This window comes from Arthrobacter subterraneus, from assembly GCF_900099735.1.
GTDB lineage: Bacteria > Actinomycetota > Actinomycetes > Actinomycetales > Micrococcaceae > Arthrobacter_D > Arthrobacter_D subterraneus.
The window spans coordinates 506,656-526,147 of the sequence record NZ_FNDT01000001.1 but is presented as its reverse complement, the minus strand read 5'-3'; the positions used below and the strand labels follow the sequence as shown (position 1 = coordinate 526,147).

20 protein-coding genes are annotated in these 19,492 nt (G+C 64.9%); 15 read left to right on the top strand and 5 right to left on the bottom strand.

Features of this window, described 5'->3' with window-relative positions:
* From topA to proC, 3 genes are all read left to right on the top strand, one after another.
* A complete protein-coding gene (gene topA / locus BLS52_RS02445; protein ID WP_090584355.1) occupies window positions 1–2,757 on the top strand; it encodes a type I DNA topoisomerase in 2,757 nt (918 codons plus the stop codon).
* A gap of 61 nt (window positions 2,758–2,818) precedes the next feature.
* A complete protein-coding gene (locus tag BLS52_RS02440; protein WP_090584354.1) occupies window positions 2,819–3,805 on the top strand; it encodes a Ppx/GppA phosphatase family protein in 987 nt (328 codons plus the stop codon).
* Window positions 3,806–4,058: 253 nt separating this feature from the next.
* A complete protein-coding gene (gene proC, locus BLS52_RS02435) occupies window positions 4,059–4,892 on the top strand; it encodes a pyrroline-5-carboxylate reductase (RefSeq protein WP_090584509.1) in 834 nt (277 codons plus the stop codon).
* A gap of 6 nt (window positions 4,893–4,898) precedes the next feature.
* Here the strand turns inward: proC and BLS52_RS02430 are convergent, their stop codons facing one another.
* Window positions 4,899–5,537, bottom strand: coding sequence for a potassium channel family protein (locus tag BLS52_RS02430; protein WP_051470518.1), 639 nt, complete (start codon window positions 5,535–5,537; stop codon window positions 4,899–4,901).
* 22 nt (window positions 5,538–5,559) lie between these two features.
* Complete coding sequence (locus BLS52_RS02425) at window positions 5,560–6,972, bottom strand: TrkH family potassium uptake protein (RefSeq protein ID WP_090584353.1); 1,413 nt, start codon at window positions 6,970–6,972, stop codon at window positions 5,560–5,562.
* Between the two features lie 156 nt (window positions 6,973–7,128).
* On the opposite strand from BLS52_RS02425, the gene BLS52_RS02420 reads away from it, so the two are divergent.
* From BLS52_RS02420 to BLS52_RS02400, 5 genes are all read left to right on the top strand, one after another.
* Window positions 7,129–8,277 carry an acetoin utilization protein AcuC gene (locus BLS52_RS02420; protein WP_090584508.1) on the top strand — a complete coding sequence of 383 codons (1,149 nt, stop codon included), beginning with the start codon at window positions 7,129–7,131 and terminating at the stop codon, window positions 8,275–8,277.
* A 52-nt stretch (window positions 8,278–8,329) separates the two neighbouring features.
* Complete coding sequence (locus BLS52_RS02415) at window positions 8,330–8,779, top strand: ArsR/SmtB family transcription factor (RefSeq protein ID WP_090584352.1); 450 nt, start codon at window positions 8,330–8,332, stop codon at window positions 8,777–8,779.
* A 220-nt stretch (window positions 8,780–8,999) separates the two neighbouring features.
* Window positions 9,000–10,112 carry a 3-deoxy-7-phosphoheptulonate synthase gene (locus tag BLS52_RS02410; RefSeq protein ID WP_090584351.1) on the top strand — a complete coding sequence of 371 codons (1,113 nt, stop codon included), beginning with the start codon at window positions 9,000–9,002 and terminating at the stop codon, window positions 10,110–10,112.
* Window positions 10,113–10,272: 160 nt separating this feature from the next.
* Window positions 10,273–10,485 carry a helix-turn-helix domain-containing protein gene (locus BLS52_RS02405; protein WP_026544441.1) on the top strand — a complete coding sequence of 71 codons (213 nt, stop codon included), beginning with the start codon at window positions 10,273–10,275 and terminating at the stop codon, window positions 10,483–10,485.
* A 187-nt stretch (window positions 10,486–10,672) separates the two neighbouring features.
* Window positions 10,673–10,771, top strand: coding sequence for a 30S ribosomal protein bS22 (locus BLS52_RS02400; RefSeq protein WP_003792170.1), 99 nt, complete (start codon window positions 10,673–10,675; stop codon window positions 10,769–10,771).
* Window positions 10,772–10,818: 47 nt separating this feature from the next.
* Here the strand turns inward: BLS52_RS02400 and BLS52_RS02395 are convergent, their stop codons facing one another.
* The gene (locus BLS52_RS02395) at window positions 10,819–11,661 is read right to left on the bottom strand and encodes an HAD family hydrolase (RefSeq protein ID WP_051470519.1); all 843 of its coding nucleotides are present in this window, start codon (window positions 11,659–11,661) and stop codon (window positions 10,819–10,821) included.
* Window positions 11,662–11,765: 104 nt separating this feature from the next.
* Between BLS52_RS02395 and BLS52_RS02390 the strand changes: the two genes are divergently transcribed.
* Together BLS52_RS02390 and BLS52_RS02385 are read left to right on the top strand one after the other, a co-directional pair.
* Window positions 11,766–12,035, top strand: a complete 270-nt coding sequence (locus tag BLS52_RS02390) for a glutaredoxin family protein (protein ID WP_090584350.1) — start codon at window positions 11,766–11,768, stop codon at window positions 12,033–12,035.
* Window positions 12,036–12,189: 154 nt separating this feature from the next.
* The gene (locus BLS52_RS02385; RefSeq protein ID WP_090584349.1) at window positions 12,190–12,897 is read left to right on the top strand and encodes a redox-sensing transcriptional repressor Rex; all 708 of its coding nucleotides are present in this window, start codon (window positions 12,190–12,192) and stop codon (window positions 12,895–12,897) included.
* A gap of 35 nt (window positions 12,898–12,932) precedes the next feature.
* Here the strand turns inward: BLS52_RS02385 and BLS52_RS02380 are convergent, their stop codons facing one another.
* Complete coding sequence (locus BLS52_RS02380) at window positions 12,933–13,601, bottom strand: hypothetical protein (RefSeq protein WP_090584348.1); 669 nt, start codon at window positions 13,599–13,601, stop codon at window positions 12,933–12,935.
* Window positions 13,602–13,732: 131 nt separating this feature from the next.
* Window positions 13,733–14,284 carry a YceI family protein gene (locus BLS52_RS02375; RefSeq protein WP_026544446.1) on the bottom strand — a complete coding sequence of 184 codons (552 nt, stop codon included), beginning with the start codon at window positions 14,282–14,284 and terminating at the stop codon, window positions 13,733–13,735.
* A 198-nt stretch (window positions 14,285–14,482) separates the two neighbouring features.
* Between BLS52_RS02375 and BLS52_RS02370 the strand changes: the two genes are divergently transcribed.
* The 5 genes from BLS52_RS02370 to ccsB all read left to right on the top strand — a co-directional run bounded on the left by BLS52_RS02370 (window position 14,483) and on the right by ccsB (window position 19,355).
* The gene (locus BLS52_RS02370) at window positions 14,483–15,148 is read left to right on the top strand and encodes a histidine phosphatase family protein (protein WP_026544447.1); all 666 of its coding nucleotides are present in this window, start codon (window positions 14,483–14,485) and stop codon (window positions 15,146–15,148) included.
* Between the two features lie 86 nt (window positions 15,149–15,234).
* Window positions 15,235–15,807, top strand: a complete 573-nt coding sequence (locus tag BLS52_RS02365) for a TlpA family protein disulfide reductase (protein WP_090584347.1) — start codon at window positions 15,235–15,237, stop codon at window positions 15,805–15,807.
* 26 nt (window positions 15,808–15,833) lie between these two features.
* Complete coding sequence (locus BLS52_RS02360) at window positions 15,834–16,604, top strand: cytochrome c biogenesis CcdA family protein (protein WP_090584507.1); 771 nt, start codon at window positions 15,834–15,836, stop codon at window positions 16,602–16,604.
* Between the two features lie 31 nt (window positions 16,605–16,635).
* Entirely contained in the window at window positions 16,636–18,324 is a 1,689-nt protein-coding gene (gene resB / locus BLS52_RS02355) for a cytochrome c biogenesis protein ResB (protein ID WP_090584346.1), read from the top strand.
* Window positions 18,324–19,355: a c-type cytochrome biogenesis protein CcsB gene (gene ccsB / locus BLS52_RS02350; RefSeq protein WP_090584345.1), complete on the top strand. Its 1,032-nt coding sequence runs from the start codon at window positions 18,324–18,326 to the stop codon at window positions 19,353–19,355. The genes resB and ccsB overlap by 1 nt, the downstream gene beginning before the upstream one ends.
* Window positions 19,356–19,492: the final 137 nt, after the last annotated feature.

Sequence of the window (19,492 nt, the reverse complement as noted above, 5' to 3'; positions counted from 1 at the left end):
GTGCCAGCTAAGGCAACGGACAAGAAGCCCGGCAAGAAGCTCGTTATTGTCGAGTCTCCCGCCAAGAGCAAGACGATTGCGGGCTACCTCGGTGAGGGCTTCGAGGTCACTGCGTCGATGGGACACATCCGCGACCTCCCCCAGCCCTCGGACCTCCCGGCGGAGCTGAAAAAAAGCTCGCTCGGCAAGTTCGCGGTGGACATCGAGAACGATTTCGAGCCCTACTACGTGGTGTCGGCGGACAAGAAGAAGCGCGTCGCGGAACTCAAGGCGGCCCTCAAGGACGCCAGCGAACTGTATCTCGCGACTGACGGTGACAGGGAAGGCGAGGCCATTGCCTGGCACCTCCTTGAAGTGCTCAAACCAAAGGTGCCCGTCTACCGGCTGACCTTCCCCGAGATCACCCGCGAAGCAATCCAGCGCGCCATGGAGGAGCTGCGTGACCTCGATATCCCGATGGTCGACGCACAGGAAACCCGGCGCATCCTGGACCGCCTCTACGGCTATGAGATCTCACCTGTCCTGTGGCGCAAGGTGGCGCGAGGACTCTCCGCGGGCCGCGTCCAGTCGGTGGCCACGCGGCTGGTAGTCGAACGTGAGCGTGAGCGCATGGCTTTCCGCCCGGCGTCGTACTGGGATCTCACCGGAACCTTCTCACCGGTTGATGCGTCGAAAGGCGAGTCCTTCACCGCAAAGCTCGTGGCGGTGGACGGAACCCGCGTCGCAACCGGCAAGGACTTCAGCGACCTCGGCGAGCTGAAGTCGCAGAACGTCGCCGTCCTCGATCAGACTGCCGCGGCTTCTCTCGCTGAAGGCCTGAGCGACGCGGCGTTCGCCGTCCGGTCGGTGGACACCAAGCCGTATACCCGCCGTCCCGCAGCGCCCTTCACCACCTCGACGCTGCAGCAGGAAGCCGCACGCAAACTGCGCTTTTCCTCCCGCGTCACCATGCAGGTAGCCCAGCGTCTGTATGAGAACGGCTACATCACCTATATGCGTACCGATTCGCCGGCGCTGAGCGACCAGGCCATCAACGCAGCCCGCCGTCAGGCCTCGGAACTGTACGGTGCGGAGTACGTGCCTGAGGCGCGCCGCGTGTACAAGGGAAAGTCCAAGAACGCGCAGGAAGCCCACGAGGCCATCCGTCCCGCCGGTGACTCCTTCCGCACACCTGCCCAGGTTGCCAAGCAGCTTCACGGTGACGAGTTCCGGCTCTACGAACTCATCTGGAAGCGTACGGTTGCGTCCCAGATGGCGGATGCCAAAGGCTCGACGGCGTCGGTCCGCCTTGGCGCTGTTTCTCCCGACGGCAAGGACGCAGAATTCTCGGCTTCCGGCACGGTCATCACCTTCCGCGGTTTCATGGCTGCGTACGAGGAGGGCAGGGACGCCTCACGCGATGAGGATGACGCTGCGGGCGGAACCGAATCGGGACAGGGCGGCAGGCTGCCCAACCTCGCGACCGGTGATGGCCTCGGTGCGGAGGATATTTCGCCCATCGGACACGAAACCTCACCGCCGCCCCGCTACACGGAGGCCTCGCTGGTCAAGGTGCTTGAAGAGCGGGGAATCGGGCGACCTTCCACGTATGCAGCGACGATCTCCACGATCATGGATCGGGGTTACGTACGCACCCGCGGTCAGGCGCTCGTGCCGAGCTGGATTGCCTTCTCGGTGGTCCGGCTGCTCGAGGAGCACTTCCACGACTACGTCGACTATGACTTCACCGCCGAGCTCGAGGAAGACCTCGACCGCATCGCCCGGGGTGAGGAAAGCCGCGTCCAGTGGCTGAACCACTTCTACTACGGGGACCGTAAGGAAACCGGGCTGAGCACCATCGTCAACGACCTTGGCGAGATTGACGCCCGCCGCATCAACTCGGTGGAGATCGCGGACGGCATTGTGCTGCGCGTCGGCAAGTTTGGGCCCTACCTGGAAAAGCCGCTGCCGGCAGACGCTCCGGAGGGTTCGGAACCCCAGCGGGCCAATGTGCCGGAGGACCTGGCCCCGGACGAACTGACGGCTGAGAAGGCCGTTGAGCTGATGAACACTCCCGCCTCCGAGGAGCGGGTCCTGGGGACCGATCCTGAGACCGGGCGGACTATCGTTGCCCGCGACGGACGCTATGGCCCCTACGTCATCGAAATCATTCCGGAGCCTACCGCCGAGGATCTGGCCAACCAGCCTGTGGAGTATTACAAGAACGGCAAGCCCAAACCGCCGAAAAAGCCGGTCAAGGTCAAGCCGCGCACCGGATCGCTGTTCAAGTCAATGTCGGTTGAAACGGTGACCCTCGAGGATGCCCTCAAGCTGATGAACCTGCCCCGCGTGCTGGGCAAGGACGCGGAAGGCAATGAGATCACCGTGCAGAACGGGCGGTTCGGGCCCTACCTGAAGAAGGGCTCGGACTCCCGCTCGATCGGTTCTGAAGAGGAAATCTTCACCATCACGCTGGAACAGGCACTGGAGATCTACTCCCAGCCCAAGCAGCGCGGCGGCCGGACGGCCACGCCGCCGCTTGCCGAGTTCGGTGACGATCCGGTGTCCGAGAAGCCCATCGTGGTCAAGGAGGGCCGCTTCGGTCCCTACATTACGGACGGCGTCACCAACATCACCGTCCCACGGTCCACGGCCATTGAGGAACTGACCCGGGAAACGGCCGTGGCACTGCTGGCCGAGAAGCGCGCGAAGGGACCCGCTCCGCGCAAATCAGGCGGCCGGGCCCCGGCCAAGCGCAAGGCCACCGCCCGGAAGTAATCTTGGCCGCCCGCGGTCTCCTCGTGGAGCCGGTTCAACGCCCGCGGGACATAATAGGGTCATGCGGCTAGGCGTTCTTGATATCGGGTCCAATACGGTGCACCTCCTCCTGGTGGATGCCCATCCGGGCGCACGGCCGGTGCCGTACGCTTCACACAAGCGGCCGCTGCAACTGGTGAGCTACCTCGATTCCGAGGGGCGGATCAGCGACGAGGGGCAGCGGGAACTCGTGGACTTCATCCAGCAGGCCCGTGCCTTCGCCACCGACCATCGTGCCGAGGACTTCCTCGCGTTCTGCACCTCGGCGATCCGGGAGGCAGGAAACGGCGAGGAGGTTCTACACCGCGTTGAAGCAGACGCCGGCGTGGTTCTCCAGGAACTCTCCGGTGACCAGGAGGCTGCCATGACGTTCCAGGCGGTGCGGCGCTGGTATGGGTGGAGCACCGGGTCCATTCTGAACCTGGATATCGGCGGCGGTTCTTTCGAAATGGCCATGGGACATGACGAACTCCCCGAAGTGGCCCGCTCCGTGCCGCTCGGTGCCGGGCGCCTCACCCGGGAATGGCTGCCGGGTGACCCGCCTGCGCCCCGCGACGTGAAGAACCTCCGGCGGTACATCAGGCAGACCCTCAAGGAGTCCGCCGGCAGCTTCACCTCCCTCGGCCGGCCGCACCTGGTGGCCGGAACTTCAAAGACTTTCCGTTCCCTCGCGCGGATCGCCGGGGCGGCGCCGTCGGGTGCGGGCCCGTTTGTGCGGCGCACGCTACGGCTCGAGGATCTTTCCCTGTGGGCGAAGCGGCTGGAGGCGATGTCCTCGAAGGACCGGGCGAACCTTGACGGAGTCTCCGAGCTGCGTGCACGGCAGGTGCTTGCCGGAGCGCTTGTGGCCGAGGCGGCTTTCGAGGTCTTCTCGGTCAGTGAAATGGATATCTGCCCGTGGGCTCTGCGGGAGGGCCTGATTCTCCGCCGCTTCGACACCCTCATGTTCGAAGCGGACGAGCCGATGCCCTCCGTCGGCGTCGGGCATGTGCACCTCGGAGCGCGCTGAGCCGCACGGCGGAACCCCCACGCACGCGCAACCCCATCAAAAGGAGACGCCGGCGGGCCTGCAGCGTAATTGGGGGAAATCACAGCTGCGGCCCACCGGCGTCGGCCGGGCCAGGGAGAGCCCGGCCTCATCACTCGCACCTTTATGAGGTAATAACGACTGTACTGCTATTTCCCGGAACTGCACCCCTGCGCAGCCTGTGAGGATGCTGTGAATCGCTCAGTCATGACACGATGGGCCGATGGCTATCAACATCCCCCAGCACATCTCGTTCCTCGGCTGCGGTTCAATGAACGGCGCTATCCTCACCGGTCTGCTCGCGGCGGGCCTCCCTCCCCAACAGGTGACAGCTACCGTCCGGGGTGCGGAAAAGGCCGCAGGCCTGAGCAGGAAGCATGGTGTGTCCGTGTTGTCCTCGACTGAGGATTCGGCCGCCAACAAGACAGCAGCGGCGGCAGCCGACGTCGTACTGCTCGGAGTGAAGCCGGTCGGGATCCTTGACCTTGCCCGCGAGATTTCTCCGGCGCTGAAGCCGGGGACGGTGGTGATCAGCGTTGCTGCAGCGATCTCAATCAACATGCTGGAGGCGGCACTGCCGGAGGGCCAGCCGGTGATCCGGAGCATGCCCAATACTCCCTCGAGCCTCGGCCGCGGCGTGCTGTCCATTTCGGCGGGAACCAGTGCCACCCCCGAGCTGATGGACCAGGCCCGGGCCATCCTCAGCGCGGCAGGAACCGTCGTTGAAATCCCCGAAGAGCAGGTTGATGCGCTCTCGGCGGTGAGCGGTTCAGGGCCCGCCTACGCGTTCTACCTGGCGGAAGCGATGGCAGCGGCCGGCGTGAAGCTGGGACTCGACGAGGACCTGGCCAAGCTGCTGGCAACCGAGACCGTGGCCGGCGCAGGCTTCATGCTCGCTGAGGAAGGCGCGGACGCGACGGCGCTGCGCAAGGCCGTGACGAGCCCCAACGGGACAACCGAGCGCGCGATAGCAACCTTCGACGAGCAGGGACTTCCGGACATCGTCGCTGCAGGAGCACGTGCAGCGGCGGAGCGGGCGGCTGCGATCACCCGCGAGCTGGGCGGGTAAGCCCCGTCAGGGCCGTGCGGCGAAGCGTTCGAGAAGGTCCACATGGCCGGAGACGATGAGCATGTCCCGGCTGGTGACCTTGGTTTCCGGGCGGGCGTAGGTGAAGTCCTCGCCCGGTGATTTCACGCCGACCACCGTGACCCCGTATTTGGAACGGACTGCCGATTCGCCCAGCGTGAACCCCTGGGTTTCCTTCGGCGGGAACATCTTGACGATGGCGAAACCGTCCTCGAACTCGATGAAGTCGAGCATCCGGCCGCCGACCAGGTGCGCGGCGCGCTGCCCGGCGTCGGCCTCGGGGTAGATGACGTGGTTCGCCCCGATCCGCTTGAGAATCTTGCCGTGCGAGGGCGTGATCGCCTTGACCCACAGATTGTCGATGTTCAGGTCCACAAGGTTTGCGGTGATCAGAACGCTCGCCTCGATCGAGGTTCCCACCCCCACGACGGCGGCAGGAAACTCCTGCGCCCCCAGCTGGCGCAGGGCGTCGATGTTGGTGGCGTCCGCCTCCACGACATGGGTGAGGGTTCCCGACCACTTCTGGACCAGCTGCTGGTCCTTCTCAATCGCGAGCACCTCGCGTCCCTGTTTGACGAGCTGCTCGGCCGTGGCGGCGCCGAATCGCCCCAGCCCGATCACGAGCACTGGCGCGTTGTGTGCTGGTCTCTCAGCCAATGATTGGCCTCTCTTCCGGGTAGTGGTAGAGCGTGCTGCGCTGGCGCAGAGCGAGCGCAGAAGCAAGGGTAATCGTTCCAAGACGGCCGGCGAACATGAGCGCAGAAAGAACATACTTTCCTTCAGGTGGAAGTTCCGCGCTGAGGTTGGTGCTGAGACCGCAGGTGGCGAACGCCGAGATGACCTCGAAGAGCACCCGGTTCAGCTCCACCCCTGAGATCCACACGATCAGGCCGGTGCCGACCAGCACCATGGTGGCACCCATGAAGATCACCGAGATGGCAACCCGCATGGCTCCCTGGGGGATCTTTCGACCGTAGACGCTGACGTCCGAGTCGCCGCGGGCCTCAGCGAGGATTGCGAGGAACATGACAGCGATGGTGGTGACCTTGATTCCGCCGGCTGTCGAGGCGGAACCGCCGCCGGCGAACATCAGCGCATCCGTCAGGAGCATCGTGGTCGGCTCCATCTGGTTCTGGTCCACGAGATTGAAGCCGCCCGAGCGCGTGTTGATGGACGCGAAGACAGAATGAATGATCTTGTCACTGACGCTCAACCCGCCGACGGTGTTGCTGTTGGACCACTCCATCCCACCCCAGAGCACCGCTCCCGCAACCAGCAGGATGAGTGACACGTTGATGGTCAGCTTGGTGTGCAGACTCCACTTCTGGATGTGGTGGCGGAACTGCACGAGGATCAGGATGACCGGGAAGCCAAGGCTGCCGACAAAGACACCGACCATGATCGGCATGAGAATCCACAGGTCAGTTTCGTAAGGCACCAGACCGTCCGAGTGCGGAGTGAACCCGGCATTGTTGAACGCCGAGATGGAGTAGAAGATCCCGTGCCACACCGCGAGCCAGAAAGGCTCACCGAGGATGATGAACCGGGGAATCAGGGCAAGGGCCAGGACCACCTCGACGGCCACGGAGGTGGTGATGACAATCCGGAGCAGGGTGCCTACCTCGCCCAAGCGGGTCGCGTTATTGAGTGCGGACTGCGCCAGGAGTTTGCCGCGCACCCCGAGCCGCTTGCTTACCACCAGGGCCAGGAGGGAGGCGAGGGTGAGGGTCCCCAGTCCGCCCACAAAGATGCCGATCAGAATCACCAGCTGGCCGAAGAAAGACCAGTGGGCAGCTGTCGACACGACCGTCAGTCCCACCACGCAGACCGCGGAGACGGCAGTGAAAAGGGCATCGTGGAGTGGAGTGAATTCACCGGAACTGCTTGACGCCGGCAGGGAAAGCAGAACGGTGAAGACGAGCACCACCAGCGCAAATACCAGCAGGGCAACCCGTGCGGGGGAGCTGTTGACTACGCCGTCGATGAAGTCGCGCGCCCGGCGCAGCAGGTGCAGGTGAACCTGGTCTTCCCCTCCCAGCCAGGAGGGGTGTGTCCGTGTCATGCTTGCTGATCCGCTCCGTATCTCCCTGGTCCCTCCGAGTAGTAAACCACCTTCACACGTGCGCCGTGGGCAGGAAGGGCCCGGATCGCGTAGCCTGCTGGAGTGGCCAGTACCTCCGTTCCCGCCTTTTCAACGAGGGTGGTGTGGGACGAATCCATGCTCGCGTACAACTTCGGCGCGCACCATCCGATGAGCCCGCTGCGGCTCGACCTGACCGCGCGCCTTATTCGGGCCGTCGGATTGTTTGACCTTCCCCAGGTCCGGATCCTTGTGCCCGAGGTTGCCGACGACGTGAGCCTGCTGACCGTTCATGATGCGCGGTATGTGGACGCGGTGAAGGCTGCCGATGCCGATCCGGAGGCTGCCGATGGAACCGCGGGATTCGGAACCGATGACACGCCGGCTTTTGCGGGCATGCACACGGCCAGTGCTCGCCTGGTCGGGGGTTCGATCGCCGCGGCCGACTCCGTGTTGTCGGGAGCTGCGCAGCACGCAGTGAATTTCGGCGGCGGAATGCATCACGCCGGCCGTGCGGTGGCAAGTGGATTCTGCATCTACAACGACGCCGCCGCGGCAGTTCAGCGCCTGCTCGACAACGGCGTGCAGCGCGTCCTCTACATCGACGTCGATGCTCATCACGGTGACGGCACGCAGGAGATCTTCTGGGATGACAATCGGGTAATGACCATCTCCCTGCATGAGACGGGCATGAGTCTTTTTCCCGGCACGGGGTACGCCAATGAAATCGGCGGTCCTGCGGCGCAGGGTTCCGCAGTCAATGTTGCGCTACCCACCACCACGGGGGACGCGGGATTTCTGCGGGCCTTCCACGCGGTGGTGCCCCAGCTGACGGCCGCGTTCAAACCTGAGGTGATCGTGAGCCAGCACGGTTGCGACAGCCACGTCGATGATCCGCTGACCAACCTGCGTATCACGGTGGACGCGCAGCATGCGGCAGCGGTGGCCGTGCGGGAGCTCGCTTCGCAGCATTGTGAGGGACGCTGGATCGCAACGGGAGGCGGCGGGTACAACATCACGTCAGTGGTGCCGCGCTCCTGGACCCTGCTCACGGCTGTGGCCGCAGGCGCTGATATCACCCTGACGACGCCGGTGCCCGGTTCCTGGCGTTACTATGTGACCGAGCGTTTCGGCCGCAACGCGCCCGAAGTGCTGGGGGATGGTGTCGATACCTGGTGGCAGTCCTGGGAAGCCGGGTTCGATCCGAACGCCAACCTGGACCGCTCGATTATGGCCACGCGGAAGGCCGTGTTTCCCTTCCACGGATTGGACCCCTGGTTCGACTGACTTCGCCCCACCAAGGGATGCCGCTTTCGTTATATACGGATATGGTAATGGGATGGTCATGGATGATGTGTTCGCCGTCATCGCCGAAGCAACCCGCCGTCAGATCCTGGCATCCCTGCGGGATGGAGACAAAGCGGTAGGCGAACTGGTGCAGGAGCTTGAGGTAAGTCAGCCCACCGTTTCCAAGCACCTCAAAGTCCTGCGGGAAGCGGGCCTTGTATCCATGCGGGCACAGGGTCAGAAGCGGTTCTACTCCCTCGTCCCGGAGCCGCTGCAGGAGGTTGCTGCCTGGCTTGCCGGGTTCGAACTACCTGTTCCCCAGAGCAATTCATCCCTGGCCCCAGCTGTTGTTGAACCCGCGCTTGGTGAGATGGTCCCGGTGACGCCGGCTCTTGCGCAGGCAGATGGAGCTCAGCAATTCGGGCGCACCGTCGGCAGAGCCGCCGAGCGGGCGGCCGACCTCCTGTCCCAGTTCCCGAAGCTGCGCCGCCGCAAGGAGTAACCCGGCCGGGCATGACTGTTACTTCCACACCGGTCACAATTGCGCCGCCACTTTGGCAATATGCCGCGGGCCTATTACGCTCAAGCCATGACAACCCGTTGGTATGCGTATTTTGCGTTGGCTCTGGAGGAGCCCGCGGCCTAATACGCTGACCAACACCTTCAGAGCCAACAGGGCAGGACACGCTTCCTGCCCTTCGTCGTTTCCACGGCGGGTTCTGATGGACAGACCCGCCGAGAACCTCTTCGAAAGCGGGACCATGAAAACCCTCACCACCTCCTCGTCCAACGTCAATGTGCGCACGATCGAGCCGCTGCCCACCCCGTCTGATGTGCTCGCGGAACTGCCCGCGTCGGACGAGGCAGCCGCCTCCGTCCGACGCTCCCGTGAGGAAATCAGGGCCGTGCTCAACGGGCTCGATGATCGGCTCCTCGTCATCGTTGGTCCCTGTTCCATCCATGACCCCGCCGCCGGCCTCGAATACGCGCGCATGCTCGCCGATGCTGCCCAACTGCACCGCGAGGACCTGCTGGTGGTCATGCGCGCCTACTTCGAAAAGCCAAGGACCACCGTGGGGTGGAAGGGGCTTATCAATGATCCGCACCTGGACGGCAGCCATGACATCGCTGCCGGCCTTCGTGCTGCGCGGAACTTCCTCCACGATGTGGCGGCGCTCGGTGTCCCGCTGGGCACCGAGTTCCTCGAACCGATCAGTCCGCAGTACATCGCCGACCTTGTCAGCTGGGGCGCAATCGGAGCGCGGACCACGGAAAGCCAGATCCACCGACAGTTGTCGTCGGGACTATCGATGCCGGTGGGTTTCAAGAACGGAACCGACGGCGGAATAGGAGTAGCGCTGGACGCCTGCGCCTCCGCGAGTGCGCCACAGGCCTTCCTGGGCGTGGACGACGACGGGCGGGCAGCCCTTGTGTCCACCACCGGCAACCCCGATACTCACCTGATCCTGCGTGGCGGCGCTGACGGCCCGAACTACGGCGCCGAGGACGTGGCGAACGCATCGGCACGCCTCGCTGCCGCGGGCCTGAACGGCCGCCTCATCGTGGACGCGAGCCACGCGAACAGCGGCAAGGACCACCGCCGCCAGGCGGCGGTCGCCCGCGAGCTGGCGGACGCGGTGGAGGGTTCCGATGCAATCGCCGGCGTCATGCTGGAGAGCTTCCTGGTGGAAGGTGCCCAGAAGCTGGATGTCTCGGCCCGGGGCGACCTTGTCTACGGCCAGAGTGTCACCGATGCCTGCATGGGCTGGGGCACCACGGCGTCGGTACTGGGTGATCTGGCGAGGGGATCACGCCGTCGTCGTAGTGTTGGCTGATCGTGACTTTGGGCGCTTTCACTTTGGCCACATCAACCACTAGAGTATCTCCCTAGACGGACTATCCTCAGGTCTCAAGGCGACACGCCGTTCGGCGTTCCACCAATTATGGTGGGCGCCCATCTCAGGGTCAGCTCCAGGAGAAAAGGACAGTGGTGAGATGACGAACGGGAGCAACTTCTCCGACGTGCGCTTCCTAACGGTGGCGGAGGTCGCCGACGTGATGAGGGTGTCAAAGATGACCGTGTACCGGTTGGTCCACTCGGGTGATATGCCGGCGGTCCAGTTTGGGCGTTCCTACCGGGTGCCCGAATCAGCCGTACAGCAGTATCTCCGGTCGGCCTCTGTTGAGGGCGAGTCCGGCACCGGCTAGCAGGCCGGTCAGGGAGGCCGGTTTGACCGGGTACTCTGTTAAGAAGCGTTTTGCGTAGGCGGCCGTTCATTCGGCCGCAAGATGTGCGTCATCGCGATGTACGTCAATTGTCAGATTCGAGCTTCCACGCCGCAGCACCTGCGGTGGAGGTTGTCCGGAACCGGAATGAATAGTTTGTGAGGACTCTATGGGTTCAGTAATCAAGAAGCGCCGCAAGCGGATGGCGAAGAAGAAGCACCGCAAACTGCTTCGCAAGACCCGCCACCAGCGCCGCAACAAGAAGTAGCATCGCATCCGGTCCGCCCTCGAGCGGACCGGTTTTGCGTTTAAGGGCTAACCCCTCATCCGGGTGAACCCGCGCCACAGTCCGTAGACCACGCCGGCTCCCGTCGCTGCCTTGAGTCCCAGGGTGGCTGCCCGGCGGCCGCTCCGGAAGTCATAGATGGGCCAGTTGGAGTCCCGGGCGTGTTTGCGCAGGCGGTGATCCGGATTGATGGCCACGGGGTGTCCCACGATGCTCAGGAGCGGGATGTCATTGTACGAATCGCTGTAGGCCCAGCAGCGCGACAGGTCCAGGCCCTCGTTGCCTGCGAGCTCGCGAACGGCAACGGCTTTGGCGGGACCGTGAAGGAACTCACCCACCAGTTTGCCGGTGTAGAAACCCTCGGAGACCTCGCCGACGGTGCCGAGCGCGCCGGTGAGACCCAGCCGGTTGGCAATGACGCTGGCCACTTCAACCGGGGTTCCGGTGACCAGCCAGACGCGGCGTCCGTTCCGGAGATGCTGCTCGGCCAGCGCCCGTGCGCCCGGCCAGATCTTCGAAGCAATCATCTCGTCATACACCTCTTCGCCGAGGGCGAGCACGTCCTCATGGGCGATCCCGATAGCGAAGGCGAGCGCTGCGTCGCGTACCGCGTGAATGTCGGTCATGTTCTCGCCGCGCATGACGAAGCGCAGCTGTTTCCAGGCCAGCCCGGCAGCAAAACGGAGCGTGAAGGCCCGCCGCTGGTACATCTTGCGCGCCACATGGAAAAGGCTGGCACCGCGCATCATGGTGTTGTCGACGTCAAAAAATGCTGCTTCTCCGGCCGGCCCGCCCAGCGGCGCCGCTTCAGCAGGCACAGCCTCTGCGGCTGACCCGGGAACGACGACGGGCTGGAGGCTGGCTGCGGACATAGCATGAGTCTAATCACTGCCCGGCGCTGGGCGGGGAACCTGCGGCCGGTACCCCACACCTCGCTGCGCTCGGCGCGGGTCCCGCGGCCGGTACGCTTGGATCCATGAGCGAGCAGACGCAACCGCCTGCGGGGGACTGGACGTCCGGTCTTGTGCTGGTCACCAGGCCTGACTGCCACCTGTGCGAGGCCGCCCGGGAAACCGTCGGCCGCGTCGCCGGTGAGCTGGGGGTCGGCTGGCGGGAGGAATCCGTAACCGACCACGCCGAACTGCTCCAGCGTTTTTCGGAGGAGGTGCCCGTGCTGCTCCTCGACGGAGTCCAGCGCGACTTCTGGACCATCGACGAGGCACGCCTGCGCAGGCTCCTTGCCTAGGCCTCCGGTACGCCCGCCCGCGCGCGGGTTCATCAAACTTTGAGCGCTACGGTCCGGGACCTAGAGTGGAGATACCCCGCCGTCATCTTCGGGCGGGCGGGCGGCGCAGGTCCTGACCGCCGGCGCACAGCGATGGAGCGATGAAGCAGTGACCATGTCGGAGATACCCGGGCTGCGGGCAGCCAGTGATCAGCACGGCAGGCAAATTCCGCCTGCCTCACTGGCCCGCCTGACAATCTACCTGCGCGCCCTCAACTCGCTGCTGGCGGAAGGTATTGAGCGCGTCTCCTCGGAGGAGCTCGCGGACGCTGCCGGGGTTAACTCACCGATGCTCCGCAAGGACCTGTCCTACCTCGGCTCCTACGGAACCAGGGGCGTGGGCTACGACGTCCAGTACCTCAATAGCCAGATCTCCACGGCGCTGGGACTGACCCAGGATTGGCGCGTCGCCATTGTGGGTGCCGGAAACCTCGGCAGGGCGCTCGCCGGTTACTCGGGCTTTCAATCCCGGGGCTTCGAAGTCGTGGCACTTTTCGATGCCGATCAGATGGTGGTCGGTACGGAGGTCGGCTGGCTCCGCGTCAGTCCCGTCCAGGACCTCGCCACCGTGCTGCACCGGACCCGCGCCAATATGGCCGTCCTTGCCGTTCCCGCTCCGGTGGCACAGGCACTCTGCGATGAACTCGTCGAAGCCGGCATCACCAGCATCCTGAGCTTCGCGCCGGTAGTGCTCCAGGTTCCGGATCACGTGCAGCTGCGGAAGGTGGACATGGCCACCGAACTCCAGATTCTTGCCTACCACGCACAGCGGGCGCAGCACCCGGATATCGATCCCGGTCCCAGCGCCCGCGCAGCGCAGTAGCAGAGCTCTCCGGCACAGCCGGAACACAGCCGTCGCTAGTAAGTGATCCGTTGCGGCTTGAAGTAGGCGTTGGAAGGCTTCAGCCAGCACAGCACCACCGCCGCCACGCCGAGCAGCACCACCAGGATGTTCAGTGCGATCTCAAACCCGCCGGGCCCCAGGCTCTGCCCGCCAAGCTGTTCCTGGATCTCGGGGTTGCCCTGTAGTGCCGCGAGTGTCATCCAGCTCATGACCATCAGGATCAGCGAGAGGGCGGCGAGGACGGTCGCCGTGATCCGCGCCCAGTTGTGCCCTTTGCGGATGAAGAAAGCGAGCAGCACGTAGATACCGGTGGTGAGGACGCCGACGAACACTGCGATCCCGATGCCCAGGCCCTCCGTGCCGGCGGGGCCGGCCGCCGCTCCCGAGCCGAGCAGTGTGGTGACGAAATTCAACGCTCCCGCGGCGATGATCAGCCAGAAGGCGAGATTCACTTCACGGGGGAGCGGGGGACGGGCAGCCTCCGGCATGCGCGCCGCACTGGGATAGGCGTATCCGGCGGGTTGTGCTGCCTGGTAGGAATACGGAGATGCAGGCTTCTGCGGTTCCGGGGACAGCCCGGCGCCGGAGTTCTGGGTCGGGCCAGACTCTGCCGGACTGAGGGGATCGGTCCCGGAGAGCTGATGCGGATCGCGTTCGGACGGATCGTGGGATGGCGTGCTCATGCGCCCAGCGTACCGCCGGAAGGCGCCGGTGGCGGGAGATTCAGCGGGGAAGGTTCGCCGTCAGGAAACTCCCGGAGAAAACAATGGGGCGCACCGGATATCCGGTGCGCCCCATTCGTGGGGAGGCTGGCCTAGTTGGCCGAGGGGGCCACGAAGGCTGCGTCGAGGTTGATGGTGACCTTGTCGCCCACCAGGACACCGCCGGCTTCGAGGGCGGCGTTCCAGGTCAGGCCGAATTCCTTGCGGGAGATGACGGTCTGTCCGGAGAAACCGGCGCGGGTGGCACCGAAGGGATCCACTGCGACGCCGTTGAATTCGGTGTCGATCACAACCTCCTTGGTGATGCCGCGGATGGTGAGATCACCGATGAGCTTGTAGGTCTCGCCTGCGCCTTCAACGCGCTTGGACTCGAAGGTCATCTCCGGGAACTGCTCGACGTCGAAGAAGTCCTCGCCGCGCACGTGGGCGTCGCGGTTCTCATCGTTGGAGTTGAAGGACGCGGTCTTGATGGTGGCGGTGACCTTGGAGTCCTCCAGCGAGGAGCCGATCTGCAGTGCGGCATCGACGGTGTCGAAGTTGCCGCGTACCTTGCTGATGCCTGCGTGGCGGACGCTGAAGCCCACCTCGCTGTGCGAGCCGTCGAAGTTCCAGGTGCCCTGAGTGAGTCCGGTGGGGATAGCCATGGTGATTCTCCTGATCTGTGGTGTTTCGGTTGTCGTCCGGCCGGGGCGGTCGAACTGCATGTACCTGTAATAAACATGCATTTGCATCTTTTATTCCAGAGATTGCTTCAATCTTCAAATATTTTTTCCCGGACGGTCAGGGGTGTGCCTCCAGGTTCCCGATTTAGCCCTCCGACGTCGGGATGAGAAACTTGGATTATGCCTACTGCCACCGTTCACCTCGTGCGCCATGGCGAAGTCCATAACCCGGACGGAGTCCTGTATGGCCGCCTGCCCGAGTTTCACCTGTCAGAGCTCGGCCGGGAGATGGCGGAGCGCGTAGCCGGGTATTTCGCCGAGCGCAGGAACAGCGGCTCCGACATCGTCCACCTCGTGGCCTCGCCGCTCACGCGCGCCCAGGAAACCGCGGAACCCACCGCCCGTGAGCTCGGCCTCACCATCGTCACCGATGAGCGCATCATCGAAGCCGAGAACAAGTTCGAGGGCATGGCCCAGGTTGCCCAGCAGCTCCGGCATCCGAAGCACTGGAAGTCGCTGCGCAACCCCTTTACCCCGTCCTGGGGAGAACCGTACAGCGCCCAGGTTGAACGCGTCATGGCTGCTGTCCACGATGCGCGCCGGTCTGCGCTCGAAGCGACCGGCGGCAAGGACGCCGAGGCAATCATGGTGAGCCATCAGCTGCCCATCTGGGTTGCCCGGCTCGCAGCGGAGAAGCGGCGGCTGTGGCATGACCCGCGCCAGCGCCGCTGCACGCTGAGTTCCGTGACATCCCTGTATTTCGACGGCGATGAGCTCACCGGCGTGCGGTATGAGGAACCATGCGCGGACCTGTTGCCCCGCGCCAGCAACCTCCCGGGAGCGTAATACAATTACTACACGTTGTAGAACCCGTGGAAGACGTTGTGACTCACACTGAAGCTGCCCCGCGCCGCCGCTTACGCGGCGCGCTGATGCGCCTTGCCGCATCGGCGCTTGCCGCCGTCGTCGTGCTGTCCGGTTGTGCCGCACAGGATCCGCTGGCGCAGCAGGCAGCCGAGGGCAGCAACAAGAATTACATCGCCGGTGACGGATCGGTTACCGAGTACGCCGCTGCGGAGCGGGGCGAACCCGTGCAGGTCGATGGAGTGCTCTACGACGGTGAGCCCGTCTCGTCCGCGGATTGGCCAGGTCAGGTCACAGTCCTGAATTTCTGGTATGCGGCCTGTGCGCCGTGCAGGGAGGAGGCGCCCGATCTGGTGGCGCTTCACGAGGAGTACCAGCCGGAGGGCGTGCAGTTCTACGGCGTCAACATCCGGGACGGCGAGAAGAACGCCGAGGCGTTCGAACGCAACTTCGGAATTCCCTATCCCAGCTTCAACGATTCCGACGGCGGCGTGCTCCTGTCGATGACGAGTTACGTTCCGCCGCAGGCAGTGCCGACAACTCTGGTCCTCGACAAGGAAGGGCGCGTCGCGGCCCGCATCCTGGGCCTGGCCGACAAGGGAACCCTCAGCGCGCTCATCGACTCCGCGCTGGCCGAGTAGTGGCTGTGCCCACGTCCATCGGCGCCATGGTTGCCCTCTCGCCCGCAGGGAACGCCTTCGCTGACACTGTCCTGAACGGTTCCATGCTCCTCGCGCTCCCCGTGGCGCTGCTCGCGGGCCTCGTCTCTTTCGTGTCGCCATGCGTGCTGCCGCTCGTCCCGGGCTACCTCGGGTACGTCAGCGGACTCACCGGTGTGGACCTGGAGCAGCAGAAGCGCGGGCGGATGGTGGCCGGGATCGGCCTGTTCGTCGTCGGGTTCTCACTGGTGTTCATGGCCTACGGTGCGCTGTTCGGGCAATTGGGGGCGTGGATGGCCGGGTCCCAGGAATGGCTGATCCGGGTCTTCGGTCTGGTGGTGATCATCCTCGGGATTGTTTTCATGGGCGGGCTCTCGTGGTTCCAGCAGGACCGCAAACTTCACGCCCGCGTGCCGAGCGGCCTGTGGGGGGCGCCGCTTCTCGGCCTGACCTTCGGCCTGGGCTGGGCTCCCTGCATCGGGCCGACGCTATCCGCGGTGCAGCTGCTCGCTTTCTCGAACGACGGCGCCAGCGCGGCCAAGGGCGCGCTCCTCACCTTCGTGTACTGCCTGGGCCTCGGCCTGCCGTTCCTGCTGATTGCGTTGGGGCTCCGGCGGGGGATGGGCGCAATGGCCTTCTTCCGGCGCCACCGGTTGCTGCTCCAGCGGTGCGGCGGCGGAATGCTGATCCTGGTCGGCGTGCTCATGGCGTCCGGCGTCTGGAACCTGTGGATCAACGAGCTCCAGCAGTGGCTCGGCGGCGTCACGCTACCGATCTGATCGACTGATGACTGAACCGAAGGAAAACCCCATGGCAACGAAGGACCGCAGCGGCGACATCGCGCTTCCCGCTCTCGGGTTCCTCGGTACCCTGCGCTGGGTGTGGACGCAGCTCACCAGCATGCGGACCGCCCTGTTCCTGCTCCTGCTTCTTGCCGTCGCCGCTGTACCGGGATCGCTCTTCCCGCAGCGGCCCGCAAACCCGGCCGTGGTCACCCAGTACATCCGGGACAACCCCGAGACGGGCCCCGTGCTGGACTGGTTCCAGCTGTTCGACGTCTACTCGTCCGTGTGGTTTTCGGCGATCTACCTGCTCCTGTTCATCTCGCTGATCGGGTGCGTTGTGCCGCGGGCCATCGCCCACGGCCGGGCCTGGCGTTCCAGGCCTCCGCGCACCCCGCGCCGGTTGACCCGCATGCCCGTTCACGGTGCATTCACCGTTCCCGCGGGGCCGGACGGCCAGCCGGGCGGGCAGGAAGGCGGGCGTCCGGCGTCGGCGGGTGCCGCCGTCGTCGATGCCGCTTCCGTACTGAAGAAGCGCGGGTACCGCGTGGATGTGCGCGATGAGAACGGGAACCAGCCGTCGGTCGGTGCGGAGCGGGGTTTCCTGAAGGAACTGGGCAACCTCGTGTTCCATGTATCGCTGATCGGGGTGCTGATTTCCGTGGCCGTGGGCGGACTGTTCGGCTACCGGGGGCAGAAGATCCTGGTCGAGGGCGAGACGTTCGTGAATACCCTGGTGGGCTACGACTCCTTCACGCCCGGCACCAATTTCTCTGAAGACAACCTGGACCCGTACTCGATCACGCTCGAGAAGTTCGAGGTGCAGTTCGACCGGCAGCTCACGCACTACGGCCAGCCGATCGACTTCACGGCAACCATGACCACCAGGAGCGCGCCCGGGGAGGAGCCCGAGCGGCAGATCCTGAAGGTCAACGAACCTCTGACCATCGGCGACACCAGCGTGTACCTCGTGGGTAACGGGTACGCCCCCGTGGTGACCGTGCGCGACGGCGAGGGGAACATCGCCCACCAGGGTCCCGTGGTCTCGATTCCGCAGGACGGACTGTTCACGTCCCTGATGGTGCTCAAGGTTCCCGATGCACAGCCCGACCAGCTGGGATTTGTCGGCTTCTTCCTGCCGACGGCGGCGATCGACGAGAACGGCGTGTCCTTCTCCCGCGACCCGGACCCCTTCCTGCCGCAGCTGAACCTGAACTCGTATTACGGGGATCTGGGTCTGGACGACGGCGAGCCCCAGAACGTGTATGTCCTGGATACCGACACCCTGACGGAGCTCAACAGCCGCAACAGCGAGGCGGGCGGTATTGTGCTCGACGCCGGAGAAACGGTGGAACTCCCGGACGGCAAGGGCTCCATCACCTTCGATGGGCTGCGCCGCTATGCAGCGCTCGACATCACCCACGATCCGGCGGAACTCGGCGCGCTGCTGTTCTCCTCCCTGGCACTGGCGGGGCTCAGCGCATCCCTGTTCATCGGGCGCCGCCGGATCTGGGTGCGAGCCGGCACCACCGACGACGGCCGGATCAGCGTGGAGTATGGCCTGCTGGCACGCGGCGAGGACCACAGACTGGCCGGCGAGGGTGCAGCGGTGGAGAAGCTGCTGCGTGATCGGTGGCTGGCGGACAGCGCCGAAGACAACGAGAATGAGACAGCCCATGCGGGAGCGCCGGCGACCGGAAGCGGTAAGGACAACTAATGCAGAACATCAACCAGACCCTCGGGCAGTACAGCGAGCTGTTCATGCTGCTCGCTGCGCTTGCCTACACGGCGGGCTTCCTCGCGTTCACCTGGGACCTCGTCAAGAGCAGCCGGCGGATCCGTGAAATCGAGGCAGCTCTCGCCGAGTCAGCCGGGGATCGAGAGCTGGTTCTCGCCGGCGCTGTAGCCGGCAAGGGCGGTAAAGCGGCCGGCGACGGCGCCGCCCCGGCAGGCGCGACCGCTGACGACGCGATGAACTACCAGGGGGAGCGGCGCACGATAGCCCGCATCGCCGTCGTGCTGACCGTCCTTGCGGCGGCCATTCACGCCGTGGCCGTGGTCACCCGCGGCGTTGCCGCCGGCCGGGTGCCGTGGGGCAACATGTACGAGTTCTGCACCACCGGTGGACTGGTGGTTGCGGTGGTTTTCCTGCTGGTGCTGACCCGCAAGGACCTGCGGTTCCTCGGTACCTTTGTGATCGGCCTGGTTGTGGTGATGCTCTGCGCCGCGACGATCGGCTTCCCGACGCCGGTGGCCAACCTCGTACCCGCTCTGCAGAGCTACTGGCTCATCATCCACGTGTCCGTGGCGGTCGCCGCGTCCGCGCTCTTTACGCTGACCTTCGCGATGTCGGTGCTGCAGCTCATGCAGGCCAACCGCGTGGCGCGGCTCGCGGCGGGCGGTGATGACCGTCTGCCCTTCATGCGGCTGGTCCCCTCGGCGCTGAGCCTTGAAAACCTCTCCTACCGCATCAACGCCATTGCGTTTGTGCTGTGGACGTTCACCCTGATGGCCGGCGCAATCTGGGCCGAGAAGGCGTGGGGGCGCTACTGGGGCTGGGACACCAAGGAAGTCTGGACCTTCGTCATCTGGGTGGTCTACGCGGGTTACCTCCACGCCCGGGCAACCCGCGGCTGGACCGGGACGCGTGCCGCATGGCTCTCCATCGTGGGTTACCTGTGCATCGTCTTCAACTTCACCATCGTGAACATCTACTTCTCGGGGCTGCACAGCTACGCCGGCGTCTGATCTCCCGTCTTCCCGCGTTGATTTGGCAGGACACGCCGCTTTCCCGCGCTCATATGGGGTGTGTCCTGCCGAATCAACGCGAGGCGGGAGGGCAGGTGGGCACGCGGGCGGGGAGGTGCGAGGACGAGGGGCCGCGG